Source organism: Paraburkholderia sp. BCC1884 (assembly GCF_900996225.1).
In the GTDB taxonomy this organism is placed as follows: Bacteria; Pseudomonadota; Gammaproteobacteria; order Burkholderiales; family Burkholderiaceae; genus Paraburkholderia.
Genome location: NZ_CAAJGL010000134.1, coordinates 70,741 through 94,175, shown reverse-complemented (window position 1 = coordinate 94,175; position 23,435 = coordinate 70,741). Strand labels below are relative to the sequence as shown.

Here is a 23,435-nt window from a genome sequence, read left to right as displayed (position 1 = left end):
GTTGGGCGCTACAATCGCACGATGAACCAGCCGACCGAACCTACCCTCGCCATCGACGTCTACCGCACGCGCCGCGAGCGCGTACTCGCCGCGCTGCGCGCCGCGGGCGGCGGCGTCGCGATTGTCCCCACCGCGCCTGAAGCGGTGCGCAACCGGGACGCCGATTATCCCTACCGGCACGACAGCTACTTCTACTATCTGACCGGCTTCACCGAGCCGGAGGCCTTGCTGGTGCTCGACGCAAGCGCCGCGCCCGGCGAACCGGCCTCGGTGCTGTTCTGCCGCGCGAAGAACGTCGAGCGCGAAACGTGGGAAGGCTTCCGTTTCGGGCCGGACGGCGCACGCGCGAGGTTCGGTTTCGACGCCGCGTTTCCCATCGACGAGGTCGACGCACAATTGCCGAAGCTGCTCGCCGACAAGCCCTCGCTGCACTACGCGCTCGGCAGCTCGGCCCAGCTCGACGAGCAGGTGCGCGGCTGGCTCGACACGGTGCGCGCGCAGAGCCGTGGCGGCGTCGCCGCGCCCACCGCCGCCGGCGACCTGATCCCGTTGCTCGACGAGATGCGGCTCGTCAAGGACGACCACGAACTCGCCATCATGCGCCGCGCCGGGCAGATCTCCGCCGAGGCACACCGCCGCGCCATGGCCGCTTGTCATCCCGGCGTGCGCGAGTACGAACTCGAAGCCGAACTGCTCTACACGTTCCGCAAGTATGGCGCGCAGGCGCCGGCCTACACGTCGATCGTCGCCACGGGCGCCAACGCCTGCGTGCTGCATTACCCGGCGGGCAACGCGATCGTGCAGGACGGCGACCTGATCCTGATCGACGCGGCCTGCGAGCTCGACGGTTATGCGTCCGACATCACCCGCACGTTCCCGGCCAGCGGCCGCTTCACGCCGCCGCAACGCGAGCTGTACGACATCGTGCTGGCCGCGCAGCAGGCCGCCGTCGCGGCGACCCGCGCTGGCGCCACCTTCGACGATCCGCATCAGGCCGCCGTGCGCGTGCTGTCGCAAGGCTTGCTCGACACGGGCATCGTCGACCGGAGCAAGTTCGCCTCGGTCGACGATGTGATTGCCGAGCGCGCCTACGCGCCTTTCTATATGCACCGCACGGGTCACTGGCTCGGCATGGACGTGCACGACGTCGGCGACTACCGCGAACGCGGCGCGCCGCGCGACGAAGCCGGCGCGCTGCCGTGGCGCACGCTGCAGGCGTCGATGACGCTGACCATCGAGCCGGGTCTCTACATCCGTCCGACCGACGGCGTGCCCGAGCGCTACTGGAACATCGGCATCCGTATCGAGGACGACGCGATCGTCACGCCCGGCGGCTGCGAGCTGATGACGCGCGACGTGCCGGTGGCCGCCGACGAAATCGAAGCGCTGATGCAGGAAGCCCGCGCGGCCCACGCATCACGGAAGTAACCCGCAAGGACTTAACCCGCAATGAACGATGTTTCCCCGTCGACGGTGATTCTGAAGCACGCCTCGCACGCCCAGCCCGTCGATTTCGACGTGACGATCGTCGGCGCCGGGCCGGTCGGGCTGGCGCTCGCCGGCTGGCTCGCGCGCCGCAGCGCGACCGAGGCGCTGAAGATCGCGCTGGTCGACGCGCGCGAGCCGGAAGACTCGATCGCCGATCCGCGCGCGATCGCCGTCTCGCACGGCAGCCGGATGATTCTGGAGCCGCTGCGCTGGCCCGCCGAGGCCACCGCGATCCAGCGCATTCATGTTTCGCAGCGCGGTCACTTTGGCCGCACGCTGATCGATCACGCTGAGCACGGTTTGCCGGCGCTGGGTTACGTGCTGCGCTACGGCTCGATCGTGCACGGACTGGCCGAGGCGGTCCACGGCAGCAAGGTGCACCGGTTCCACTCGACTTCGGCGGCGGCGCCCACTCAGGAACCCGACGGCGTCACGCTGCCGATCGAAACCGCGGGCGTCACGCGCACTCTGCGCACGCGGATTCTGGTGAATGCCGAGGGTGGGCTGTTCGGCGATCAGAAGCAAGGTAAGAAAGCGGACAAAGACCCGGCGGAAAACGGCACCCGCGACTACGGACAAACCGCGCTGGTCGGCACGGTCACCGTCTCCGCGCCGCGCCCGCACGTGGCCTGGGAGCGCTTCACGTCGCAAGGCCCGATCGCCCTGTTGCCGATGGGCGGCGTACGCGGCGCGGAGTACGCGCTGGTCTGGTGCTGCGCGCCCGAGGAAGCCGCGCGCCGCGCGCAACTTTCCGACGACGATTTCCTGCGCGAACTCGGCGCGGCATTTGGCGACCGCATGGGCCGCTTCACGCGCATCTCGGGGCGAGCGTCGTTCCCGCTGGGGCTGAATGCGGTGGAGACGCTCGTGAACGGCCGCATCGTCGCGATCGGCAATGCGGCGCAGACGCTGCATCCGGTGGCGGGCCAAGGGCTGAACCTCGGCTTGCGCGACGCGCACTCTCTCGCCGACGCCCTCTCCGCCGAAGGCCCGACGCCGCTCGCGCTGGCCGCCTTCGCACAACGCCGCGCGCTCGATCGTCGCCTGACGATCGGCGCCACCGACACGCTTGCACGTCTGTTCACCGTCGACTTCGCGCCGCTCGCCATCGTGCGCGGCCTTGCGCTCACCGCGCTGGAGTTCGTGCCGCCGGTCAAGACCGCCTTGGCACGTCAGATGATGTTCGGACAGCGTCGTTAGGCAGATCGCCCGAGTGGTGCGAGTTCTATGAATCGGCGCACTTTCATAGAAGATTTAATGGGTTACGACAGACACATGTCGGGTGTCGGCTATCTGTTAACGCTAAAATGGCGGTTTTCCCTCGCATTTCGCGAATGCTCCGATTGACAGAAATTGACCAATCGGCTGCGCGCGCGTCCACGTCATGCCCACTCTCGGCCCCCACAATCTGCGTAACAACCTGTTCGTCGCGCCTATGGCCGGCGTCACCGACCGGCCCTTCCGCCAGCTCTGCAAACGGCTGGGCGCGGGCTATGCGGTGTCGGAAATGGTGGCGTCGAACGCGCAGTTGTGGAAAAGCGAGAAGACCATGCGCCGCGCCAATCACACGGGCGAGGTCGAACCGATCTCCGTGCAGATCGCCGGCGCCGATCCGGTCATGATGGCCGAAGCGGCCCGCTACAACGTGGCGAACGGCGCGCAGATCATCGACATCAACATGGGTTGCCCGGCCAAGAAAGTGTGCAACGTGGCGGCCGGTTCGGCGCTGCTGCAGAACGAGCCGCTGGTGCAACGCATTGTCGAGGCGGTGGTGGGCGCCGTGGGCATCGGCCCCGACGCGGTGCCCGTCACGCTGAAAATCCGTACCGGCTGGAACCGCGACAACAGGAATGCGTTGAGCGTCGCGCATCTCGCTGAAAACGCGGGCATTGCCATGCTCACCGTGCACGGCCGCACGCGCGCCGATCTGTATCACGGCGACGCCGAATACGAGACGATCGCTGCCGTGAAAGCCGCCGTGCGCATTCCGGTGGTCGCCAATGGCGACATTACCTCGCCGCACAAAGCGCGCGCGGTGCTGGCTGCGACCGGCGCCGACGCCATCATGATCGGCCGTGCCGCGCAGGGTCGTCCGTGGCTGTTCCGCGAGATCGAGTATTTCCTGCAAACGGGTGAGTTGCTGCCGCCGCCGCGCATCGACGAAATCCAGCAGGTGATGAACGAGCATCTCGAAGACCACTACGAGTTCTACGGCGAATTCACCGGTGTGCGCACTGCGCGCAAACACATCGGCTGGTACACTCGCGGCCTTTCTGGCGCCAACGTGTTCCGGCATCGCATGAATACGCTGGACACCACGCGCGAACAACTCCTCGCCGTCAACGAGTTCTTCGACGCACAAAAGGCGATCTCCGACCGCCTCGTCTACGTCGACGAAACGCTCAACAAGAACGGCGAGCCGGACCAAACCGACCGACTAGCAGCATGAGCAAGAACAATATCGAACAATCTGTCCGCGACAGCCTGGGTATGTATTTCCAGGATCTCGACGGCTCCAATCCGCATGATGTCTACGACATGGTTATTTCATGCGTAGAAAAACCCCTGCTCGAAGTGGTGCTCGAGCAGGCTGGCGGCAACCAGTCGCTGGCCGCCGAGTATCTCGGCATCAACCGCAATACGCTGCGCAAGAAGCTGCAACAGCACGGTTTGTTGTAGCCCGTTGTAGTTTCTTGGCGCCCCTGCCACGTTTCCCTTCGGCTTTTCGTCTTCATCATGATCAAGCAAGCGCTCATCTCCGTTTCCGACAAGTCCGGCATCGTCGACTTCGCCAAGTCGCTGTCCGACCTCGGCGTCAAGATCCTGTCGACCGGCGGCACCGCGAAACTGCTCGCGGACGCGGGTCTCTCCGTCACTGAGGTTGCCGATTACACGGGCTTCCCGGAAATGCTGGACGGGCGCGTGAAAACGCTGCATCCGAAGGTGCACGGCGGCATTCTGGCGCGCCGCGATCTGCCGGAACACATGGCCGCGCTTGAGAAGCACGACATTCCGACCATCGACCTGCTGGTCGTCAATCTGTACCCGTTCGTGCAGACCGTGTCGAAAGAAGAATGCTCGCTGGAAGACGCGATCGAGAACATCGACATCGGCGGCCCGACGATGCTGCGTTCGGCCGCGAAGAATCATCGCGACGTCACGGTGGTGGTCGATCCGGCGGATTACACGGTCGTGCTCGATGAAATGCGCGCGAACAGCAACGCGGTGTCGTACAAGACGAATTTCCGTCTGGCCACCAAGGTGTTCGCGCACACCGCGCAGTACGACGGCGCGATCACGAACTATCTGACGAGCCTGACCGACGAACTGAAGCACGCGTCGCGCAACGCTTACCCGGCAACGTTCAACCTCGCGTTCGACAAGGTGCAGGACCTGCGTTACGGCGAAAACCCGCATCAGAGCGCGGCGTTCTACCGTGACCTCGTGGTGCCGGCCGGCGCACTGGCGAACTACAACCAGTTGCAGGGCAAGGAACTGTCGTACAACAACATCGCCGATTCCGATGCAGCGTGGGAATGCGTGAAGACGTTCGACGTGCCGGCCTGCGTGATCGTGAAGCATGCGAATCCGTGCGGCGTGGCGATTGGCGCGGACGCCAACGAAGCGTATGCGAAGGCATTCCAGACCGATCCGACTTCCGCGTTTGGCGGCATCATCGCCTTCAATCGCGAAGTGGACGAAGCGGCGGCGCAAGCCGTGGCCAAGCAGTTCGTCGAAGTGCTGATCGCGCCGTCGTTCAGTGCAGCGGCGCGCCAGGTGTTCGCGGCAAAGCAGAACGTGCGTCTGCTGGAAATCGCGTTGGGTGAAGGCCATAACGCGTTCGATCTGAAGCGTGTCGGCGGCGGGCTGCTGGTGCAATCGCTCGACTCGAAGAATGTGCAGCCGCGCGAATTACGCGTGGTCACGAAGCGCCACCCGACGCCGAAGGAAATGGACGATCTGCTGTTCGCATGGCGCGTGGCGAAGTACGTGAAATCGAACGCGATCGTGTTCTGCGGCAACGGCATGACGCTCGGCGTCGGTGCGGGCCAGATGAGCCGCGTGGACTCGGCGCGCATCGCGAGCATCAAGGCGCAGAACGCCGGTTTGACGCTGACGGGTTCGGCGGTGGCGTCGGATGCCTTCTTCCCGTTCCGCGACGGCCTCGACGTGGTGGTGGCGGCAGGCGCGACCTGCGTGATTCAGCCGGGCGGCTCGATGCGCGACGACGAAGTGGTCAGCGCAGCGGATGAGCACAACATCGCGATGGTGCTGACGGGTGTGCGTCACTTCCGGCATTGAGGCGCGCTAAGCGGTAGCTTCGTCTTCGTGGCGAAGCGGCTCGCTGCCGACGCAGTATTTGTATGAGACGGCCCGGTGGAATTTCCGCCGGGCCGTTTTCTTTTGTCGGGCGCCTCCACGCGCCGCCACTCAGTCTTCCGAGTCTTTCCTCGCGTAACCTGCGCTCACTTCCGTGTGTTGGCTGATGTACGTGCTGAGGCCCTGCCCTCGTCGCGCAAGACGCTTGAGCGCGGCCAGGTGGCGAGCGCCGACGCTCGCCTCCGTGTACCAATACACGCCGCCCGTCCTGAAACGAAGCTTGACGAAGTCGTCGCCGATTTCATAAGCCTCGACGCCCGAGTCGCCGCTGATGTTCCGATAGCGCTCCATCTGCGATTGCCTCCTCAGCGAACCACGCAGCAGTTTTTATTCCGCCGACACCCCCACACGCCGACCGCCATGCGGCGCGCGTGTTGTAGTATCGCAAGCACCTGATTTCTACCGCCTGTGCGGCACCTCATGAGAATTCTCGGCATCGACCCCGGCCTGCGCGTGACCGGCTTCGGCGTGATCGACCAGACCGGCCACACGCTCAGCTACGTGGCGAGCGGCGTCATCAAAACCGCGGACGCCGATTTGCCGTCGCGTCTCGGCACCATCTTCGAAGGCATCTCCACGCTGATCCGCCAGCATTCGCCAGATCAGTCGGCGATCGAAAAGGTCTTCGTCAACGTCAACCCGCAGTCCACCTTGCTGCTCGGCCAGGCACGCGGCGCGGCGATCTGCGGGCTGGTGGCGGGCGGTGTGCCGGTCGCGGAATACACGGCGTTGCAGTTGAAGCAGGCCGTGGTGGGCTACGGCCGCGCGACCAAGGAGCAGATGCAGCAGATGGTGGTACGGCTGCTCAACCTCTCCGGCGTACCCGGCACCGACGCCGCCGACGCGCTCGGCATGGCGATCTGCCACGCGCACAGCGGCGCGACGCTGAGCACGCTGGGCGGCATTGCGCCGGCGCTGGCGAAGAAGGGTTTGCGCGTGAGGCGTGGACGTCTGGTCGGCTAGTCCGCGTATCACGCAATACAGGTCACGTTCGAGCGTCACTCGCCACTGCGGCGCTGCGCTACACTCGCCCTTTCTCTCGAGATTGAATTCGCCATGATCGGTCGCATTGCCGGCGTTCTGCTGGAAAAAAACCCGCCGCATCTGCTCATCGACTGCAACGGCGTCGGCTACGAAGTCGATGTGCCGATGAGCACGTTCTACAACCTGCCTTCGACCGGTGAACGCGTCGTGCTCCTCACGCAGATGATCGTGCGTGAAGACGCGCATCTTCTCTACGGCTTCGGCACCACCGACGAACGCGCGACCTTCCGCGAGTTGCTCAAGATCTCGGGCATCGGCGCACGCATGGCGCTCGCGGTGCTGTCGGGCATGAGCGTGCACGAACTGTCGCAAACCGTGACGATGCAGGACGCCGCGCGCCTCACGCGCGTGCCGGGCATCGGCAAGAAGACGGCGGAGCGGCTGCTCCTCGAACTGAAGGGCAAGCTGGGCGCCGACCTGGGCGCGATGGCGGGCGCGGCATCGGCCTCCGACCACGCCTCCGATATCCTGAACGCACTGCTCGCATTGGGTTACTCCGAAAAAGAAGCGTTGGCGGCCGTCAAGAACGTGCCGGCCGGCACCGGCGTTTCCGAGGGCATCAAGCTCGCGTTGAAGGCGCTGTCTAAGGGCTGAAATGGATGCCTCGGGGTTTGCCTTGCATGCGATGTGTGAAGCTTCGCACACGCCGGCAAGCCGCACACCCTGGCCATTCGGCCGAGTTTCGCCACGACCCTGGCGCGGTACAATGACCTCATGATCGAAACCGACAAACTCGCCGCCGAGCGCATCATCGCGCCCACGCCCGTCTCGCCGAACGAAGAAGCGTTCGAGCGCGCGTTGCGCCCGCGCCAGCTCGAAGAATATGTCGGGCAGGAAAAAGTGCGCGGCCAGCTGGAAATTTTCATCGAGGCCGCCAAGCGTCGCTCCGAATCGCTCGATCATGTGCTGCTGTTCGGGCCGCCGGGTCTTGGCAAGACCACGCTCGCGCACATCATCGCGCGGGAAATGGGTGTCAATCTGCGGCAAACCTCCGGGCCGGTGCTCGAACGCGCGGGCGACCTCGCCGCGCTGCTCACCAATCTCGAAGCCAACGACGTCCTGTTCATCGACGAAATCCACCGGCTTTCGCCGGTCGTCGAGGAAATTCTGTACCCGGCGTTGGAGGACTATCAGATCGACATCATGATCGGCGAAGGACCGGCTGCGCGCAGCGTCAAGCTGGACCTGCAGCCGTTCACGCTGGTCGGCGCGACCACTCGTGCGGGCATGCTGACCAATCCGCTGCGCGACCGCTTCGGGATCGTGGCACGGCTGGAGTTTTACAACGCCGAGGAGCTGGCGCGCATCGTCACGCGTTCGGCGTCGCTGCTTCATGCGCAGATTCATCCGGACGGCGCGTTCGAGATCGCCAAGCGCGCCCGCGGCACGCCGCGTATCGCCAACCGGCTGCTGCGTCGCGTACGCGATTTCGCGGAAGTGAAAGCCGACGGCAACATCACCGCGGAAGTGGCCGATGCCGCGCTCAAAATGCTCGATGTAGACGCAGTGGGCTTCGATCTGATGGACCGCAAGTTGCTCGAAGCGATCCTCTACAAGTTCGACGGCGGCCCGGTCGGTGTCGACAATCTGGCGGCGGCCATCGGCGAGGAACGCGACACGATCGAAGACGTGCTCGAGCCGTATCTGATCCAGCAGGGCTTCCTGCAGCGCACGCCGCGTGGCCGCGTCGCCACGCAACTCACCTATCGGCATTTCGGTCTCGCCGTGCCGGATTCGTCGAGCGTGCTGCCCGGTCTGTGGAACTCGGCCGCATCCTGAGCCGCGCCATGAGCCGTCCCTTGAGCGCGAGGTCGATTTAGGCATGTCCGACCAGGCCAGGCAGCCCAGATGGTCGCGCGGCGGCCTCTCGCAAATGCTCACGGGCAGACTCCGCGCGAAGCTGGCCGCCGGTGTCACGCATCTGACCAGCGGTAGCGGGCCGATGCTCGATTATTCGTCCCCGCCGGGCGACCCCGGACTGTTCGGCCCCGACTCCATGTGCTGGAAAGTCCACGCCGATTTCACCTCGATGATGACCGGCGGCATCAGCGCTCTCCTGCTTCAGGCCTTGCATCCGTTGGCACTGGCCGGCGTGTGGGACCACTCCACCTTTCGCACCGATATTCTCGGGCGCCTGCGCCGCACGGCGACCTTTATCGCCGGCACGACCTATGGCAGCCGGCAAGACGCGCTGACGCTGGTGGAACGCGTCAAACGGATTCACCTGGGCGTGACCGGTGTCGGGCCGGATGGCCGCCCGTATCGTGCGAGCGACCCTGCGCTACTGACCTGGGTACACGTTGCCGAGGTGTCGAGTTTCATGACCGCGCACTTGCGGTACGTGAATCCGTTGCTGCCCGTGGCCGCGCAAGACCAATACTTCGCGGAAACCGCGCGCATCGCCCAGATGCTGGGGGCGGCGAATATTCCGCGTTCGTGCGACGAGATCGACGCCTATCTCCGTGCCATGCAGCCCGAGCTCGTGGCCAGCGAGCGTACGCGTGAAGTCGTGAGGATTCTGATGAATGCGCCGGCGCCGAGCGTCGCAATGCGGCCCGCCGGCATGCTGATGCTCAACGCGGGCGTCGATCTTCTGCCGGACTGGGCGCAGGGGATGCTGGGATTCGAGCGCTACGCTGTGTTGCGCCGCGCGGTCGCAAGACCCGGTGTGCGGCTGGTGGCGCCAGTCATCCGTTGGGCGTTGGTGAATGGCGTGTCCAAGCGGGCACGTCGCCGTGTCGCCACTGCGGGCAAACCGGAGTAACGCACGCACACGACGGCGCTCTTCGGCACCGCCGTTCGTTAGCCGTGTCGTGTAACGCAGAAAGCACGAGACCAACGGCGTGCAAACGCGACTGCCCCGATATCAGTAGCCGAAACTGACCGCGACCAACCGCGGCACACCGATCAACGGCCCGGCTCCGGCACGCTCCTCTTGAAACTATCGTCGTCGCTCGGCGCCTCGAGATGCGACACGTCAGCCCACGACACTACGCTCGCGCGGCCATTGTCGAAATCCACTACGTTCACGCTCGTGTTCAGCAACGGGTAGTTGCGCGGCGCATCGAGCGGGAGATCGCAGGCAAAGCGCCGCACGCAGTCGAGCACGCCGCCATGCGCGACGCACGCGATACGTCCACCGGGATGTGCGGCGACGAGCGGCTCGATCGCATGCAGCACGCGATGGTAAAGCGCGCGTTGCGACTCGCCATCCGGCGGTGCGAAGCCCGGATCGCGGGTTTGCCAGTGCGCGTATTCATCGGGAAAACGCAGCGCGATTTCATCGCTGTCGTGGCCCTGGAACGCCCCGTAGGAGCGCTCGCGCAGACCTTCGCGGAGTTGCAACGGCAAGCCGAGCGCATCGGCGATCGGCTGGGCGGTTTGCTGCGCGCGTTGCAAATCGCTCGAATAAATGGCATCGAGGCGCGCGCCCTGCTTCGCTTCGTCGGCCATGCGGCGGGCGAGGCGTTGCGCCTGCTCGAGTCCGGTCGTCGCAAGTGGAATATCGATGTGGCCTTGAATGCGCTTGATGCGGTTCCAGTCGGTTTCGCCGTGGCGGATAAACAGAATCTGCGTGGTCATGGAATGGAGTGGGCGCCAGTCGCCGGTTGTGCCGAGCCGCTATTGTCGCAAAAAGCGGCTGGTGGGTAGATGTGCGCGCGGGGACGCGCATGGCAACGAAGAAGATTGCAGCTGAAACTCAGGCGTTCGTCTGCAACCAGAACGTGACGGGACCGTCGTTGACGAGCGAGACCTGCATGTCGGCACCGAACTCGCCGGTTTCGACAATGGGATGCTTTCCGCGAGCCGCCGACACGAAGTAGTCGAATAGACGCCTGCCTTCATCGGGCGGCGCTGCTGGCGTAAAACTCGGACGCAAACCGCTATTCGTATCCGCGGCCAGCGTGAACTGCGAGACGAGCAGCAAACCGCCTGCGCGTCCGGCGCCATCGAGATTCTGCACGGAGAGGTTCATCTTGCCGGCCGCGTCGCTGAAGACGCGGTAGCCGAGCACCTTGGCCAGCAGCCGGTCGGCGGCGGCCTCGGTGTCGCCACGCTCAGCGCAAACGAGCGCAAGCAGACCCGCTTCGATCGCGCCGGTCACGCGGTCGGCCACGCGCACTTGCGCGTGCCGTACACGCTGGATCAGCGCGATCATCGGCTGAACGCCGGATGCAACGTGCAGCGCATCACGCGGTCAGCGTGACGCGCGCAAAACGGCGCTTGCCGACCTGCACGACGTATTCGCCGGCTTCGATCTTCAGGCCCTTGTCGGACACCGTCGCGCCATCGATCTTCACGCCGCCCTGCTCGATGTTGCGCGACGCTTCGCTGGTCGACGGCACGAGGTTGGCCTGCTTGAGCAACTGGCCGATCGCGAGCGGTGCGCCCGCGAGCGTGACGGTCGGAATATCGTCCGGCACACCGCCCTTGGCGCGGTGGTTGAAGTCTTCCAGCGCGCGCTCGGCATCCGCTTGCGAGTGGAATCGCGCGACGATTTCCTGACCCAGCATCACTTTGAAATCGCGCGGATTGCGGCCCGCTTCGATCTCTTTCCTGAAGCCGGCGATCTCGTCCATCGGACGGAACGACAGCAACTCGAAGTAACGCCACATCAGCACGTCGGAAATGCTCATCAGCTTGCCGAACATGTCGGTCGGCTTTTCGCTGATGCCGATGTAGTTGTGCTTCGACTTCGACATCTTCTCGACGCCGTCGAGACCTTCGAGCAGCGGCATCGTCAAGATGCACTGCTGCTCCTGGCCGTACTGCTTCTGCAACTCGCGGCCCACCAGCAGGTTGAACTTCTGGTCCGTGCCGCCGAGTTCGAGATCGGCATTGAGCGCCACCGAGTCGTAGCCTTGCATCAACGGATACAGGAGTTCGTGGATCGAAATCGGCACGCCGCCCTGGAAACGCCTGGTGAAATCTTCGCGCTCGAGAATGCGCGCCACGGTGTAGCGCGAGGCGAGCTTGATCATGCCGTCGGCGCCGAGCGGCATCGACCATTCGCTGTTGTAGCGGATCTCGGTCTTGTCGCGGTCGAGCACGAGCGCGGCCTGATCGAAATACGTCTTGGCGTTCGACTCGATCTGCTCGCGCGTGAGCGGCGGACGCGTGGCGTTACGCCCCGACGGGTCGCCGATCAGCGAGGTGAAATCGCCGATCAGGAAAATCACGGTGTGACCGAGATCCTGCAACTGGCGCATCTTGTTCAACACGACCGTATGGCCGATGTGGATGTCCGGCGCGGTCGGATCGAGACCGAGCTTGATACGCAGCGGCTTGCCGGTCGCTGCGCTCTTCGCGAGTTTTTGCGCGAATTCGTCTTCGATCAGCAGTTCGTCGACACCGCGTTTGGTGATGTCGAGCGCGTGGCGAACCTCGTCGGTGATCGGGAGGGCGGCAGCGGCGTTAGGCTTGGTGGACTCGGTGCTCATGCTGGAAACTTGAAGTCGCGAAAAAAAGAGATTGTCCCATAGATGCGCGCCGCCGAGCCCACTGACGCGGCCGCAAAGCCGCTACGGGTGCACGATTTCTGCGAACGGTGCTGCGAACTGGCCACCTGCTGACGCACGATTTGCGCGAGGGCGACCTCGTTGCCGGCATCGCGGCGCTTTATATTCGGCCGCGATTCGCTCGAAAATCTGCTACAACGGTTCGCAACGAACCCTCGAGAGGAGCAGCAACGTGGCGCAAGACCCCGCAGACGGCGTCTATTTTGGATTGATGTCGGGCACGAGCATGGACGGCGTGGACGGCGTCGCCGTCAGGTTTGCCAAGGGCAAGCCGCCCGAAGTACTGGCTGAGGCATTCGTCGGCTTCGCGGAGGGCCTGCGCGACGCGCTGTTCGCACTACAGCAACCGGGCGACAACGAGATCGAGCGCGAGGCGCTGGCCGCCAATGCACTCGCCACCCGCTATACCGTCTGCTGCCACGAATTGCTGCGCGAGAGCCGCGTCCCTGCCGCGGAAGTCCGCGCGATCGGCGTGCATGGGCAAACCGTGCGACATCGGCCGGAAAAGGGTTATACGCGGCAGATCAACAACCCCGCCCTGCTCGCGGAGATGATGCACATCGACGTGGTCGCCGATTTCCGCAGCCGCGACGTCGCGGCCGGCGGTCAAGGCGCGCCGCTGGTGCCCGCGTTCCACGCCACGGTGTTCGGCGCGAAGGACGAAACCCGGGTGGTGTGCAATCTTGGCGGCATCAGCAACATCACGATCCTGAACGCCACGGGCAGCGTGCGCGGTTTCGACTGTGGACCGGCTAACGCGTTGCTCGACGAGTGGGCGCAGCGCCATCTCGGCAAGCCTTTCGACGAAAACGGTCATTTCGCGGCCGGCGGCCAGGTGGACCGCACGCTGCTGAACGCGTTGCTGGACGAGCCGTTTTTCACTCAACAACCGCCGAAAAGCACCGGCCGCGATCTGTTCAATGGGCAATGGCTCGATGCGAAGCTCCAGCCGTTCGCCGCGCTCTCCCCCGCCGACGTCCAGGCGACGCTCGTCGCACTGACGGCGGTGACGGTAGCGCGCGAGATCGAACGGCATGCATCGGACGCCAGAGCGGTGTATGTGTGCGGCGGCGGCGCACGCAACCCGGAGATTCTGAAGGCGCTGCAGCAGGCGCTGGAGGACAGCGGCGTCAGCGGCGTACCCGTGATGACGACCGACGCGCTAGGCGTGCCGCCGAGCCAGGTCGAGCCATTGGCGTTCGCCTGGTTGGCGATGCGCTGCGTAGCGAGGCTGCCGGGCAACCTGCCTGCGGTCACCGGTGCGGCTGCCGAACGTGTGCTCGGAGCGATCTATCCGCGTTGAATGGCGCGTAAGCGCTGATTTCGTGCGGAGAATACAGCGCAGGCAATAAAAAACGGGGCCGAAGCCCCGTTTTTTTTCAACCTTTGCTAACCGGCGATCAGACCGAGAACGACGAGCCGCAACCACACGTGGTGGATGCATTCGGGTTCTTGATGACGAACTGCGCGCCGTTGATGTCGTCCTTGTAGTCGATCTCAGCGCCGACCAGGTACTGGTAGCTCATCGAATCGATCAGCAGCTGGACGCCGCTCTTGTTCATGACGGTGTCGTCTTCGTTGACGGCTTCGTCGAACGTAAAACCGTACTGAAAGCCCGAGCAGCCGCCGCCCTGCACGAAAACGCGCAGTTTGAGGTCCGCATTGCCTTCTTCTTCGATCAGTTGCTTGACCTTGTCAGCCGCTGCGTCGGTAAAAACGAAGGGGGCGGGCATCTCGGTCACGGGTGTATCGGTGACTGCGTTCATTCGAACTCTCCAAAAAGCTTCTAACCGCTATTGTAGGGCTGATCTCAATATCGTGCTGATGCCCACAAAATCAATGGGTTCTTGTTGGTAATCAATCAACAACGCCGAGTTGCGGCTACCAGCTTACCTGAGCGGGTCGAAGCCCTAGGTCGGCAACGCAGTTCGTGACTACCTTGCGGAGCCGCAAAACCATAAAAAAAGCCGCCTTCGCGAAAGCGTTGGCGGCTTTTGCAGCGTTCCAGCCCGAAAGCTGGATCGCACCCAAAGCGATTAACGCTTCGAGAATTGCTTCCGGCGACGTGCCTTGTGGAAGCCGACCTTCTTACGCTCGACTTCACGTGCATCACGCGTCACGAAGCCAGCCTTCGACAGTTCCGGCTTCAGCGTTGCGTCATAGTCCATCAGCGCGCGGGTGATGCCGTGGCGAACCGCACCGGCTTGACCCGTTTCACCGCCACCGTTCACGTTGACTTTGATGTCGAACGTGACGCCGTGGTTCGTGAGTTCCAGCGGTTGACGCACGATCATCAACGACGTTTCGCGCGAGAAGTAATCGGCGATAGGCTTGCCGTTCACAATGATCTCGCCCTTGCCTGCCTTGATGAAGACGCGTGCGACGGCGCTCTTGCGGCGGCCCGTGCCGTAATTCCAGTTACCGATCATGTGGGCTCCCCTTAGATCTCGAGCGCTTTCGGCTGTTGCGCCGAATGCGGATGCGTTGCTTCAGCGTAGACCTTGAGCTTCTTGATCATCGCGTAGCCCAACGGGCCCTTCGGCAGCATGCCCTTGACCGCTTTTTCGAGCGCGCGGCCCGGGAAGCGTTCCTGCATCTTGCTGAACGTCGTTTCATAGATACCGCCCGGGTAACCCGAGTGGCGATAGTACTTCTTGTCAGTAGCCTTGTTGCCCGTGACGCGAAGCTTGCCGGCGTTGATAACGATGATGAAATCACCGGTGTCGACGTGCGGAGTGAATTCAGGCTTGTGCTTGCCGCGAAGACGGTGTGCCACTTCGCTGGCGACACGCCCGAGAACCTTATCCGTCGCGTCAATCACGTACCATTCACGCGTAACCTCATGGGCTTTTGCGGAAAACGTCTTCATGATCGATCCAAAAAAAAATGCTGCGCCCAATGTATTTTTTCCTGCTTGTAGTGTGCGCATCGAGGCGCGTGCAGGCTCTCCCTGGTTCTTCCTCCGCGGGCGCGGATGCGGAAAAGCCCTGAATTATAAAGGAATTTGGGACGTCAAGTCAAAACGTACTGGAACGGGTACGCAAACGGCGACGGCTACAACGCGAGAAAGCGTCTTTCTGGGAGCTCTGCACACACGTAAAACGCAAGTGACGCGCCATCGACATCAGGACGATGGGCGAAAAAAAACCCGAACTAGTGGTTCGGGTTTAATCCACCAAAGGAGGAGGTGGAGGAGACAGAAGCAATTATATGAGTCGACCTTGTGCGACGCAAGAACATTTGCATTGCGAAATGAGATTTCATAATGCGAAAGACTCATCGAGCAGGTCGCAGATCGCGAATTCCCTTTTAAATCAACCGCAAACAGCTTTTTTGGCTCGATTCGTTGCAGACGGCGTCTAGAGTAAAACCCCTAAACTCATCCGGACATTCCCGAATTGGCCGAACATGCCGCAGCGCAACACGCAAGGCACCAAAACGCATAATTCCCGCCCGACGTCGCCTCGGGCGAACGCGAAGACGCCGGGCTACAATGCCCGTCTCGATACAGAAGCGCGGTGGAGTACAGCATGGAATGCAAAGTAAGCTGGATGGGGCAAGACGGCATGGCGTTCGCAGCCGAAACGGGCAGCGGCCATCTGGTGACGATGGACGGCGCGCCCGAAGGCGGCGGCCGCAATCTCGCGCCGCGTCCGATGGAAATGGTTCTGCTCGGCACGGGCGGCTGCACTGCCTACGACGTCGTGATGATCCTGAAGAAGAGCCGTCAGGAAATCGCCGGTTGCTCGGTGACGCTGAAGGCCGAGCGCGCCAGCGAAGATCCGAAGGTGTTCACCAAAATTCACTTCCACTTCACCGTGACCGGCAAGAATCTGAACCCGGCCACCGTGGAGCGCGCGATCAACCTGTCGCACGACAAGTACTGCTCGGCGTCGATCATGATCGCGAAAACCGCTGAATTGACGCACTCGTTCGAGATCGTCGCGGGCTGAAGAATCTTCGCAACGGAGTTAGCGCGCAGCAAAGAAAAATGCCGACGTCCTCACGGACGCCGGCATTTTTTTATATCGAGTGGCAAAGCAGGCCGATAAGCCGGATTCTGTGCACCCGCCACGTCCGAAAACGTGACGCGCGTAGCAGTCATTCCTCTAGACGCGCCATTACTGACGCGCTCAAGCTTCCTACCCGCAGACGTGACGGGGGCCCCGTCCTGCATCTCGAAGATGCTAGCCTGCCTACTTGGAATTGCTCCGGGTGGAGGTTACCGTGCCGGTCTGCCTTGCAGCAGCCGCGGTGCGCTCTTACCGCACCGTTTCACCCTTACCTGATCCCGACTTGCGCCGGGCCATCGGCGGTTTGCTTTCTGTTGCCCTGTTCCGCGTGTCACCACGGATGGCCGTTAGCCATCACCCTGCCCTGTGGAGTCCGGACTTTCCTCGCCCTCTTTGGCCGAAGCCGCCAAGGCCGCGACTGCCTGGCCTGCTTTGCTGGGCCGCATTTTAACATCTGCGGGAGCGACAACCCGGCCAAGCCGCGGAATTAGCCAAACGACCAGGGAAAGCAGCGCCGTATCCGATGCCCGCCCGAGTGCACTCAGCGCGCGCGCCGCCCGGTGCGAAACACGGAAACGTCGTCGTAAAAGGCGGGCGATTCGTTCTCCGGCCACCAACCCGGAATGCCCAGCACCGGCAACGGCGCGAACAGGCGGCTCGTCAGCGCTTCGGTGTTCAGCAACGCCGTGCTGACGGATTCGTCCAGCCATGCGTCTCGCGTTGGCGCATCCCATCCAAAGTAGGCCGGCGGCACGTCGACGATCCACGCATGCCCGGTGCAGGCCTTGAACGGCACGATCAGTTTCTCGAGCAGTGCGTGGCCGAAGCAGCGCACTTCGCAACTCGTACCCCACGCGTCGCGCCTCGCCACCAGCAGCGTCTGCCAGTCGAAGCCACGCAGCGCCGAACTCAAAGCCGGATCGGCGCAAGCGAACAGCAACGCGTTTTCGTCGAACAGCGTTAGCGTATCGCGCACACCGCCGCGAGTTGGGCCGACGCCGAACACGTCGATTGCGGAAGACTGGCGCGTATTCAACGCCGCCTTGATCCGCGGAAACGCAAACCACATCGAGCCATTGAAGAAGTCGTGCAGATTGTGGCGCGTCGGCACGCCGCCGGTCGCCGCGATATGCGCCTCATAGGCTGCGCCGGCCGGCAAATCGTCCTGCGCGATGAACGCGAGGCGTTGGCCACGTCCGGTGGTCTGCCGCATGTCGGCCGCGTCGGCATTCATTTCCGCCAGCAACGCCGCGTAACTCGTCAGCGCGGCTTGCTGCCAGCGCTCGCCACGAGCGGCAAACTGCGCGAACCAGGGCTTCGACCAGTCGATATCGGCGAAACCCGGGCGCAGCAAGTCGATCACCTGCATCGAAGACAAACCCGACAGCGTCAGACGAGTCGCCAGCCAATCGACTCGCCGCCGCGCAGCGGCACGACTGGCGTATCGCCAACCGGCAACTCGGCGGGCAGCACCCATTCTTCGCGACGCAGCGTGACCTTCTCAACGTTGCGCGGCAGACCGTAAAAATCGGCGCCGAAGAAACTCGCGAAGCCTTCGAGTTTGTCGAGCGCGTTGGCTTTGTCGAATGCTTCCGTGTACAACTCGAGCGCGTGCAACGCCGTGTAGCAACCCGCGCAGCCGCACGCGTGCTCCTTCAAACCCTTCGGATGCGGCGCGCTATCGGTGCCGAGGAAGAAACGCGAATTGCCCGAGGTCGCTGCTTCGACCAGCGCCACGCGATGCGTCTCGCGCTTCAACACCGGCAAACAGTAGTAATGCGGACGAATGCCGCCCTGGAAAATTGCGTTGCGGTTGTACAGCAGATGGTGCGCGGTGATCGTCGCGCCCAGCAGGCCCGGCGCCACGCCCGCTTCGCGGATATAGTCGACCGCGTCTTTCGTGGTGATGTGTTCGAACACCACCTTCAGCGCTGGAAACGCTGCGCGCAAAGGCGTCATCACACGATCGATGAACACCTTCTCACGATCGAACAGATCGATCGACGAATCCGTCACCTCGCCATGAATGAGCAGCGGCATGCCGACTTCCTGCATCACTTCGAGCGTTTTCGCGCACTTCATGATGTCGGTCACGCCCGCGTCCGAGTTGGTCGTCGCGCCCGCCGGATACAGCTTCACGCCATGCACGAAGCCGCTTTCGCGCGCGCGGCGGATTTCGTCGGGCGGCGTGTTGTCGGTGAGGTACAGCGTCATCAGCGGTTCGAACTTCGCGCCGGCCGGAATGGCGGCGATGATCCGCTCGCGATACGCCGCGGCCATTTCGGTCGTCGTGACCGGCGGCTTCAGATTCGGCATGATGATCGCGCGGCCGAACTGGCGCGCGGTGTCCGGCAGGACGGCGGCCAGCATGGCGCCGTCGCGAACGTGCAGGTGCCAGTCGTCCGGACGGGCGAGCGTGATGGAATCGATAGAAGCGTTGGATGCGGTCATGGCGAGTGGGGAACGAGATTCGTCGACAAAAGCCAATCGATGCGTTCAAACCGCCATGTTGCGGCCTAAACACACGTCAATTTTGCTATTTGGCGCTTCTGGCTCGGTGATATGCTTGGAAAATCATCATTGTAACGGCTCGCCCCGTTCACAGGCTTACCCGCAACATGTGCCAACTTCTTGGAATGAACTGCGCCGCGCCGACGGACGTCACCTTCTCGTTCACCGGCTTCGCAGCGCGCGGCGGCGTCACCGACCACCATGCCGACGGCTGGGGCATCGCCTTCTTCGAAGATAAAGCCTGCCGCCTGTTCATCGACCATCAATCGTCGGCTACCTCGCCGATCGCCGAAATGGTCAAGCGCTATCCGATCAAATCGAAGAACACGATCGCGCATATCCGTAAGGCGACGCAAGGGCACATCCTGCTGGAAAACTGCCATCCGTTCATGCGCGAACTGTGGGGGCGTCACTGGATCTTCGCGCACAACGGCGATCTGAAAGATTATTCGCCGGTGCTCTCGGGCGTGTATCAGCCGGTCGGCACGACCGATAGCGAGCTCGCGTTCTGCGCGCTGCTCGAAGGTTTGCGCAAAGCGTTTCCCGGCGTGCAGCAACCGCCGCTCGACGAGCTGTTCGCCGCGCTCGAAACGCTCACGCGTGAAATCACGCAATTCGGCGTGTTCAATTTTCTGATGTCGAATGGCCAGGCGCTGTTTGCGCATTGCTCGACGCATCTGCACTACATCGTGCGGCGTTGGCCGTTTTCCACCGCGCATCTGGTCGATGCGGACGTGTCGATCGACTTCGCCAAATACACCACGCCGGAAGATCGCGTCGCGGTGATCGCGACCAAACCGCTGACCGACAATGAAATCTGGACCGCCTTCGAACCGGGCGATCTGATGATGTTCCAGCATGGCGAAGTGATCGGCCGTGTCAACGTGCCGGTGCCGCCGTCGGTGCTCGAAAAGCTGCGCAACCCCGCGCTGGATGCGTCGGCGTCGGCCACGACGATTGCGGCTTCGTCCGAAGTCGAAGTTGAAACCGCGGCCGAAGTCGATCTCGAAGCCGCCGACGACGCCGCTGCGTTCGAATCCTGACCTGCAGCTCGCAACGAGCCGACTTCGCCTCGTGCACCAGGGCGCGTCAGTCGCACCGCCCAGACTTCGCAAACCTCGCCGGGTTCGCCTCGTCAGCAACAAAAAAGCCGCTCCATCGAGCGGCTTTTTTTGCACCACATCGAGCCGGGCAGACCACGCAGCCCGGCAACCCCGTTCAGTGCAGGATCTTCGCCAGAAAATCCTTCGCGCGATCCGACTTCGGATTGGCGAAGAAGTCTTCCTTGCGGTCGTCTTCCACGATCAAGCCCTTGTCCATGAAGATCACGCGGTGCGCGACCTTCTTCGCGAAGCCCATTTCGTGCGTGACGCACATCATGGTCATGCCTTCCTGCGCGAGTTCGACCATCACGTCGAGCACTTCGTTGATCATTTCCGGATCGAGCGCTGAAGTCGGCTCATCGAATAACATGGCGATCGGGTCCATCGACAACGCGCGCGCAATCGCCACGCGCTGCTGCTGACCGCCCGACAACTGCCCCGGAAATTTGTCCGCATGGGCGCGCAAGCCCACGCGATCGAGCAGCTTGTGCCCCTTCGCGGTGGCTTCGTCTTTCGAGCGGCCGAGCACCTTGATCTGCGCGAGCGTCAGGTTCTCGACGATCGACAGATGCGGGAACAGTTCGAAATGCTGGAACACCATGCCGACCTTCGAACGCAGCTTCGACAGATTGGTTTTCTTGTCGGTCAGCGATTGACCGTTGATGATGATCTCGCCCTTCTGGAACGGCTCGAGACCGTTGACGGTTTTGATCAGCGTGGATTTGCCCGAACCCGACGGCCCGCACACCACCACCACTTCACCTTTTTTGACTTCCGTCGTGCAGTCGGTCAGCACTTGAAACTGACCGTACCACTTCGAAACATTCTTAATAGAGATCATCTTGCGACCTTTTTCTGAAGACCTTTGACGAGGCTCGACGCGATCACGCAGACCACGAAATAACACGCGCCCGCGAACAGTACCATTTCGACATTCGTACCGTCACGGTCGCCAATATTCGTGGCGGTGCGGAAGAAGTCGGCGAGGCTGATCACGTAGACGAGCGACGTATCCTGAAACAGCACGATGCCCTGCGTGAGCAGCAGCGGCACCATCGCGCGAAACGCCTGCGGCAGCACCACGAGACGCATGGACTGCGCGTACGTCATGCCGAGCGCGAACGACGCGTTCACTTGCCCGCGCGGTACGGCCTGAATACCGGCGCGGATGATTTCCGAATAGTACGCGGCCTCGAACAGCGAGAACGCGACCATCGCCGACGCGAGACGAATGTCGATATCCGGCGACAAACCGAGCACGTTCTGCAGCACCTGCGGCACGATCAGGAAGAACCACAACAGGACCATGACCAGCGGGATCGAGCGGAAAAGCGTCACGTAGGCTTTCGCGAACCACTCGAAAGGCTTGAACGACGATAGCCGCAGCATCGCGAGAATGGTGCCCCAGACAATGCCGAACACGATCGCGATCAGCGTGATCTGGAAGGTGACGATGGCGCCGGTCCACAGCGTAGGCAGTGCGCCCGGAATACCGCTCCAGTCGAAATGATGCATCACTTGCCTCCGATGTAGCCGGGCAACCGGCTCTTGGCTTCGACCCAGCGCATCAGCTGCATTACGACCAGGTTGATCAGCATGTACGCCAGCGTGACGGCGATGAACGACTCATACGTTTGCGACGTGTAGTCGACCAGTTGGCGCGCCTGCGCGGACAGATCGAGCAGGCCGATCGTCGACGCAACGGCCGAGTTCTTGAAGATATTCAGAAACTCGGACGTGAGCGGCGGCACGATGATCCGGTACGCGACCGGCAGCAGCACATAGCGATACGTCTGCCATTGCGTGAAGCCCATCGCCAGACCCGCGGCGCGCTGCCCCGTCGGCAATGCGTTGATGCCCGAGCGCACCTGCTCGCACACGCGCGCGGCGGTGAACAGCCCGAGACAGATGATCGACGACGAAAAGAACTGCGCGCCCGGCGGCAGTTGCTTGAACCAGTTGCCGATCGATGCGGGCAACAACTCCGGTATCACCAGATACCAGATGAAGAACTGCACGATCAGCGGAATATTGCGGAAAATCGCGACGTAAAGCGTGCCGGCGCCCGACGCCCATTTATTCGGCACCGTACGCAGAACACCGAACAGCGAACCGACGATCAGCGCGATCACCCATGCTGACAACGACACGGTAATCGTCACCCAGAAGCCCGACAGCAGCCAGCCCAGATAGGTGGTCGGCTCGCCGGTGGAGACCGGACTCAGCAGAATGCCCCAGTTCCAGTGATATGACATGACCAAGACTCCAGCAAAAAGAAACGGAAGAAGCGCGCGGCCCCTTCCGTTTCGTTCAGCGTTTCAAAAAAACAGCTAAGGTTTAATCGATTGCCTTGTCATTCGGGCTCTTGAAGAGCGTCTTCATGTCGTCGCTTTCCGGGAAGTTCAGGTTCAGGCCCTTCGGCGGAATCGGCGATTCGAACCACTTCTTGTAGATCGCGTCGGCTTCGCCCGAGGTTTCGACCTTGGCGATGGCGTCGTCTACGACCTTCTTGAATTCCGGATCGTTCTTGCGAATCATGCAGCCGTACGCTTCATGCGATTGCGGCGCACCGACGATCACGAAGTCGGTCGGGTTGTTCGACTTGGCGCGTTCGCCCGCGAGCAGCGCGTCGTCCATCATGAAGGCAGCGGCGCGGCCGGTGGAGAGCGTCAGGAACGACTCGCCGTGGTCCTTCGCGCTGATGATGTTCATGCCCATGCTCTTGTCCTGATTCATCTTGCGAAGCAGGCGCTCGGAGGTGGTGCCGGCGGTGGTGACGACCGTCTTGCCCTTCAGGTCGGCCCAATCCTTGATGCCGGAGTCTTTCTTGGTCATCAGGCGCGTACCGATCACGAAGATCGTGTTCGAGAAAGCAGCCTGTTGCTGACGTTCAGCATTGTTGGTGGTCGAGCCGCATTCCATGTCGACGGTACCGTTCTGCACCAGCGGAATACGGTTTTGCGACGTGACCGGCGTGAGCTTTACCTTCAGATTCGGCATGTTCAGCTTCTGCTTCACCGCCTCCACCACTTTCAGGGCGAATTCCTGCGAGTAGCCGATAACGTTCTGCTTGTCGTCGTAATACGAAAACGGAATCGACGATTCGCGATGACCCAGCGAAATGACGCCCGTGTCCTTGATCTTTTTCAGCGTACCTGCGTCTTGCGCGTGCGCGCCAACCGTAAACAGTCCGAGAGTCGCGAGCAGCAGCGCAGCTTTTTTAATCTTCATGTGTGATCTCCTTGGCAAGAACCGGCGCCAGTTTAGCAAAGTAATTATTTTGAAAGTATCGCTATAAACCATGTTGTTGCGTGCACGCCGCGACAGTTTCACCACACATTTACCGGGCGGCCGAACGTCGCGCGCATGCAAAGGCG

At 62.6% G+C, this 23,435-nt stretch carries 25 protein-coding genes and 1 other RNA gene; 12 read left to right on the top strand and 14 right to left on the bottom strand.

The window, feature by feature from the left end; genetic code table 11:
- Positions 1 to 21: 21 nt before the first annotated feature.
- The 5 genes from FQ705_RS29730 (at position 22) to purH (ending at position 5,790) form a co-directional block, all read left to right on the top strand.
- Complete coding sequence (locus tag FQ705_RS29730) at positions 22 to 1,428, top strand: aminopeptidase P N-terminal domain-containing protein (protein WP_144147857.1); 1,407 nt, start codon at positions 22 to 24, stop codon at positions 1,426 to 1,428.
- A 21-nt stretch (positions 1,429 to 1,449) separates the two neighbouring features.
- A complete protein-coding gene (locus tag FQ705_RS29725; protein ID WP_144147854.1) occupies positions 1,450 to 2,688 on the top strand; it encodes a UbiH/UbiF/VisC/COQ6 family ubiquinone biosynthesis hydroxylase in 1,239 nt (412 codons plus the stop codon).
- A 184-nt stretch (positions 2,689 to 2,872) separates the two neighbouring features.
- The gene (gene dusB / locus FQ705_RS29720; RefSeq protein ID WP_144147851.1) at positions 2,873 to 3,937 is read left to right on the top strand and encodes a tRNA dihydrouridine synthase DusB; all 1,065 of its coding nucleotides are present in this window, start codon (positions 2,873 to 2,875) and stop codon (positions 3,935 to 3,937) included.
- Positions 3,934 to 4,167 (top strand): Fis family transcriptional regulator, encoded by a 234-nt coding sequence (locus FQ705_RS29715; RefSeq protein ID WP_007180440.1) that lies wholly within the window; start codon positions 3,934 to 3,936, stop codon positions 4,165 to 4,167. The genes dusB and FQ705_RS29715 overlap by 4 nt, the downstream gene beginning before the upstream one ends.
- A 57-nt stretch (positions 4,168 to 4,224) precedes the next feature.
- Positions 4,225 to 5,790 carry a bifunctional phosphoribosylaminoimidazolecarboxamide formyltransferase/IMP cyclohydrolase gene (gene purH / locus FQ705_RS29710; protein ID WP_144147848.1) on the top strand — a complete coding sequence of 522 codons (1,566 nt, stop codon included), beginning with the start codon at positions 4,225 to 4,227 and terminating at the stop codon, positions 5,788 to 5,790.
- A gap of 129 nt (positions 5,791 to 5,919) precedes the next feature.
- Here purH and FQ705_RS29705 read toward each other — a convergent pair whose 3' ends face one another.
- On the bottom strand, positions 5,920 to 6,159 hold the full coding sequence (locus FQ705_RS29705; RefSeq protein ID WP_144147845.1) for a hypothetical protein: 240 nt from the start codon (positions 6,157 to 6,159) through the stop codon (positions 5,920 to 5,922).
- A gap of 129 nt (positions 6,160 to 6,288) precedes the next feature.
- Between FQ705_RS29705 and ruvC the strand changes: the two genes are divergently transcribed.
- The 4 genes from ruvC (at position 6,289) to FQ705_RS29685 (ending at position 9,676) form a co-directional block, all read left to right on the top strand.
- The gene (gene ruvC, locus FQ705_RS29700; protein ID WP_144147842.1) at positions 6,289 to 6,831 is read left to right on the top strand and encodes a crossover junction endodeoxyribonuclease RuvC; all 543 of its coding nucleotides are present in this window, start codon (positions 6,289 to 6,291) and stop codon (positions 6,829 to 6,831) included.
- A 93-nt stretch (positions 6,832 to 6,924) separates the two neighbouring features.
- Positions 6,925 to 7,506: a Holliday junction branch migration protein RuvA gene (gene ruvA / locus FQ705_RS29695; protein ID WP_144147839.1), complete on the top strand. Its 582-nt coding sequence runs from the start codon at positions 6,925 to 6,927 to the stop codon at positions 7,504 to 7,506.
- A 120-nt stretch (positions 7,507 to 7,626) separates the two neighbouring features.
- Entirely contained in the window at positions 7,627 to 8,691 is a 1,065-nt protein-coding gene (gene ruvB / locus FQ705_RS29690) for a Holliday junction branch migration DNA helicase RuvB (RefSeq protein ID WP_144147836.1), read from the top strand.
- 43 nt (positions 8,692 to 8,734) lie between these two features.
- Positions 8,735 to 9,676 carry an oxygenase MpaB family protein gene (locus tag FQ705_RS29685; protein ID WP_186308068.1) on the top strand — a complete coding sequence of 314 codons (942 nt, stop codon included), beginning with the start codon at positions 8,735 to 8,737 and terminating at the stop codon, positions 9,674 to 9,676.
- A 143-nt stretch (positions 9,677 to 9,819) separates the two neighbouring features.
- Here the strand turns inward: FQ705_RS29685 and FQ705_RS29680 are convergent, their stop codons facing one another.
- The 3 genes from FQ705_RS29680 to tyrS form a co-directional block, all read right to left on the bottom strand.
- Positions 9,820 to 10,494: a histidine phosphatase family protein gene (locus tag FQ705_RS29680; RefSeq protein ID WP_144147833.1), complete on the bottom strand. Its 675-nt coding sequence runs from the start codon at positions 10,492 to 10,494 to the stop codon at positions 9,820 to 9,822.
- Between the two features lie 118 nt (positions 10,495 to 10,612).
- Positions 10,613 to 11,071, bottom strand: a complete 459-nt coding sequence (gene dtd / locus FQ705_RS29675) for a D-aminoacyl-tRNA deacylase (RefSeq protein ID WP_144147830.1) — start codon at positions 11,069 to 11,071, stop codon at positions 10,613 to 10,615.
- A gap of 31 nt (positions 11,072 to 11,102) precedes the next feature.
- Positions 11,103 to 12,353: a tyrosine--tRNA ligase gene (tyrS, locus tag FQ705_RS29670; protein WP_144147827.1), complete on the bottom strand. Its 1,251-nt coding sequence runs from the start codon at positions 12,351 to 12,353 to the stop codon at positions 11,103 to 11,105.
- A gap of 250 nt (positions 12,354 to 12,603) precedes the next feature.
- On the opposite strand from tyrS, the gene FQ705_RS29665 reads away from it, so the two are divergent.
- Positions 12,604 to 13,734 carry an anhydro-N-acetylmuramic acid kinase gene (locus tag FQ705_RS29665; protein WP_144147822.1) on the top strand — a complete coding sequence of 377 codons (1,131 nt, stop codon included), beginning with the start codon at positions 12,604 to 12,606 and terminating at the stop codon, positions 13,732 to 13,734.
- A gap of 97 nt (positions 13,735 to 13,831) precedes the next feature.
- On the opposite strand, the gene erpA is transcribed toward FQ705_RS29665, so the two are convergent.
- The 3 genes from erpA to rplM form a co-directional block, all read right to left on the bottom strand.
- The gene (gene erpA, locus FQ705_RS29660; protein WP_029968241.1) at positions 13,832 to 14,197 is read right to left on the bottom strand and encodes an iron-sulfur cluster insertion protein ErpA; all 366 of its coding nucleotides are present in this window, start codon (positions 14,195 to 14,197) and stop codon (positions 13,832 to 13,834) included.
- 270 nt (positions 14,198 to 14,467) lie between these two features.
- Entirely contained in the window at positions 14,468 to 14,860 is a 393-nt protein-coding gene (gene rpsI / locus FQ705_RS29655; protein WP_007180423.1) for a 30S ribosomal protein S9, read from the bottom strand.
- A gap of 11 nt (positions 14,861 to 14,871) precedes the next feature.
- Positions 14,872 to 15,300: a 50S ribosomal protein L13 gene (rplM, locus tag FQ705_RS29650; protein ID WP_144148318.1), complete on the bottom strand. Its 429-nt coding sequence runs from the start codon at positions 15,298 to 15,300 to the stop codon at positions 14,872 to 14,874.
- Positions 15,301 to 15,961: 661 nt separating this feature from the next.
- Here rplM and FQ705_RS29645 point away from each other — a divergent pair.
- Positions 15,962 to 16,384: an OsmC family protein gene (locus FQ705_RS29645; protein ID WP_074282226.1), complete on the top strand. Its 423-nt coding sequence runs from the start codon at positions 15,962 to 15,964 to the stop codon at positions 16,382 to 16,384.
- An 80-nt stretch (positions 16,385 to 16,464) separates the two neighbouring features.
- Here FQ705_RS29645 and rnpB read toward each other — a convergent pair.
- From rnpB to pyrC, 3 genes are all read right to left on the bottom strand, one after another.
- An RNA gene (gene rnpB / locus FQ705_RS29640) (RNase P RNA component class A) lies at positions 16,465 to 16,878 on the bottom strand.
- 107 nt (positions 16,879 to 16,985) lie between these two features.
- Positions 16,986 to 17,813, bottom strand: coding sequence for a DUF3025 domain-containing protein (locus FQ705_RS29635; RefSeq protein ID WP_144147819.1), 828 nt, complete (start codon positions 17,811 to 17,813; stop codon positions 16,986 to 16,988).
- 20 nt (positions 17,814 to 17,833) lie between these two features.
- Complete coding sequence (gene pyrC, locus FQ705_RS29630; RefSeq protein ID WP_144147816.1) at positions 17,834 to 18,895, bottom strand: dihydroorotase; 1,062 nt, start codon at positions 18,893 to 18,895, stop codon at positions 17,834 to 17,836.
- A 167-nt stretch (positions 18,896 to 19,062) separates the two neighbouring features.
- Here pyrC and FQ705_RS29625 point away from each other — a divergent pair, with 167 nt between their 5' ends.
- Positions 19,063 to 19,998 carry a class II glutamine amidotransferase gene (locus FQ705_RS29625; protein WP_144147813.1) on the top strand — a complete coding sequence of 312 codons (936 nt, stop codon included), beginning with the start codon at positions 19,063 to 19,065 and terminating at the stop codon, positions 19,996 to 19,998.
- Between the two features lie 175 nt (positions 19,999 to 20,173).
- Here FQ705_RS29625 and FQ705_RS29620 read toward each other — a convergent pair whose 3' ends face one another.
- The 4 genes from FQ705_RS29620 to FQ705_RS29605 form a co-directional block, all read right to left on the bottom strand.
- Positions 20,174 to 20,899: an amino acid ABC transporter ATP-binding protein gene (locus FQ705_RS29620; RefSeq protein ID WP_144147810.1), complete on the bottom strand. Its 726-nt coding sequence runs from the start codon at positions 20,897 to 20,899 to the stop codon at positions 20,174 to 20,176.
- Entirely contained in the window at positions 20,896 to 21,573 is a 678-nt protein-coding gene (gltK, locus tag FQ705_RS29615) for a glutamate/aspartate ABC transporter permease GltK (protein WP_144147807.1), read from the bottom strand. Before gltK ends, FQ705_RS29620 begins: the two co-directional genes overlap by 4 nt.
- A complete protein-coding gene (locus tag FQ705_RS29610; RefSeq protein WP_144147804.1) occupies positions 21,573 to 22,313 on the bottom strand; it encodes an amino acid ABC transporter permease in 741 nt (246 codons plus the stop codon). Before FQ705_RS29610 ends, gltK begins: the two co-directional genes overlap by 1 nt.
- An 82-nt stretch (positions 22,314 to 22,395) precedes the next feature.
- Positions 22,396 to 23,289, bottom strand: coding sequence for a glutamate/aspartate ABC transporter substrate-binding protein (locus FQ705_RS29605; protein ID WP_144147801.1), 894 nt, complete (start codon positions 23,287 to 23,289; stop codon positions 22,396 to 22,398).
- Positions 23,290 to 23,435: the final 146 nt, after the last annotated feature.

What these genes read in the sequence shown, in the direction of transcription:
- FQ705_RS29680 (WP_144147833.1), bottom strand. Translation starts at nt 10,494, where the DNA reads ATGACCACGCAGATTCTGTTTATCCGCCACGGCGAAACCGACTGGAAC.
- gltK (WP_144147807.1), bottom strand. Translation starts at nt 21,573, where the DNA reads ATGCATCATTTCGACTGGAGCGGTATTCCGGGCGCACTGCCTACGCTG.
- FQ705_RS29605 (WP_144147801.1), bottom strand. Translation starts at nt 23,289, where the DNA reads ATGAAGATTAAAAAAGCTGCGCTGCTGCTCGCGACTCTCGGACTGTTT.
- FQ705_RS29645 (WP_074282226.1), top strand. Translation starts at nt 15,962, where the DNA reads ATGGAATGCAAAGTAAGCTGGATGGGGCAAGACGGCATGGCGTTCGCA.
- FQ705_RS29725 (WP_144147854.1), top strand. Translation starts at nt 1,450, where the DNA reads ATGAACGATGTTTCCCCGTCGACGGTGATTCTGAAGCACGCCTCGCAC.
- ruvB (WP_144147836.1), top strand. Translation starts at nt 7,627, where the DNA reads ATGATCGAAACCGACAAACTCGCCGCCGAGCGCATCATCGCGCCCACG.
- pyrC (WP_144147816.1), bottom strand. Translation starts at nt 18,895, where the DNA reads ATGACCGCATCCAACGCTTCTATCGATTCCATCACGCTCGCCCGTCCG.
- FQ705_RS29705 (WP_144147845.1), bottom strand. Translation starts at nt 6,159, where the DNA reads ATGGAGCGCTATCGGAACATCAGCGGCGACTCGGGCGTCGAGGCTTAT.
- purH (WP_144147848.1), top strand. Translation starts at nt 4,225, where the DNA reads ATGATCAAGCAAGCGCTCATCTCCGTTTCCGACAAGTCCGGCATCGTC.
- FQ705_RS29635 (WP_144147819.1), bottom strand. Translation starts at nt 17,813, where the DNA reads ATGCAGGTGATCGACTTGCTGCGCCCGGGTTTCGCCGATATCGACTGG.
- erpA (WP_029968241.1), bottom strand. Translation starts at nt 14,197, where the DNA reads ATGAACGCAGTCACCGATACACCCGTGACCGAGATGCCCGCCCCCTTC.
- FQ705_RS29730 (WP_144147857.1), top strand. Translation starts at nt 22, where the DNA reads ATGAACCAGCCGACCGAACCTACCCTCGCCATCGACGTCTACCGCACG.
- FQ705_RS29625 (WP_144147813.1), top strand. Translation starts at nt 19,063, where the DNA reads ATGTGCCAACTTCTTGGAATGAACTGCGCCGCGCCGACGGACGTCACC.
- rplM (WP_144148318.1), bottom strand. Translation starts at nt 15,300, where the DNA reads ATGAAGACGTTTTCCGCAAAAGCCCATGAGGTTACGCGTGAATGGTAC.
- FQ705_RS29685 (WP_186308068.1), top strand. Translation starts at nt 8,735, where the DNA reads ATGTCCGACCAGGCCAGGCAGCCCAGATGGTCGCGCGGCGGCCTCTCG.
- dusB (WP_144147851.1), top strand. Translation starts at nt 2,873, where the DNA reads ATGCCCACTCTCGGCCCCCACAATCTGCGTAACAACCTGTTCGTCGCG.
- rpsI (WP_007180423.1), bottom strand. Translation starts at nt 14,860, where the DNA reads ATGATCGGTAACTGGAATTACGGCACGGGCCGCCGCAAGAGCGCCGTC.
- ruvC (WP_144147842.1), top strand. Translation starts at nt 6,289, where the DNA reads ATGAGAATTCTCGGCATCGACCCCGGCCTGCGCGTGACCGGCTTCGGC.
- dtd (WP_144147830.1), bottom strand. Translation starts at nt 11,071, where the DNA reads ATGATCGCGCTGATCCAGCGTGTACGGCACGCGCAAGTGCGCGTGGCC.
- FQ705_RS29610 (WP_144147804.1), bottom strand. Translation starts at nt 22,313, where the DNA reads ATGTCATATCACTGGAACTGGGGCATTCTGCTGAGTCCGGTCTCCACC.
- FQ705_RS29715 (WP_007180440.1), top strand. Translation starts at nt 3,934, where the DNA reads ATGAGCAAGAACAATATCGAACAATCTGTCCGCGACAGCCTGGGTATG.
- FQ705_RS29620 (WP_144147810.1), bottom strand. Translation starts at nt 20,899, where the DNA reads ATGATCTCTATTAAGAATGTTTCGAAGTGGTACGGTCAGTTTCAAGTG.
- tyrS (WP_144147827.1), bottom strand. Translation starts at nt 12,353, where the DNA reads ATGAGCACCGAGTCCACCAAGCCTAACGCCGCTGCCGCCCTCCCGATC.
- ruvA (WP_144147839.1), top strand. Translation starts at nt 6,925, where the DNA reads ATGATCGGTCGCATTGCCGGCGTTCTGCTGGAAAAAAACCCGCCGCAT.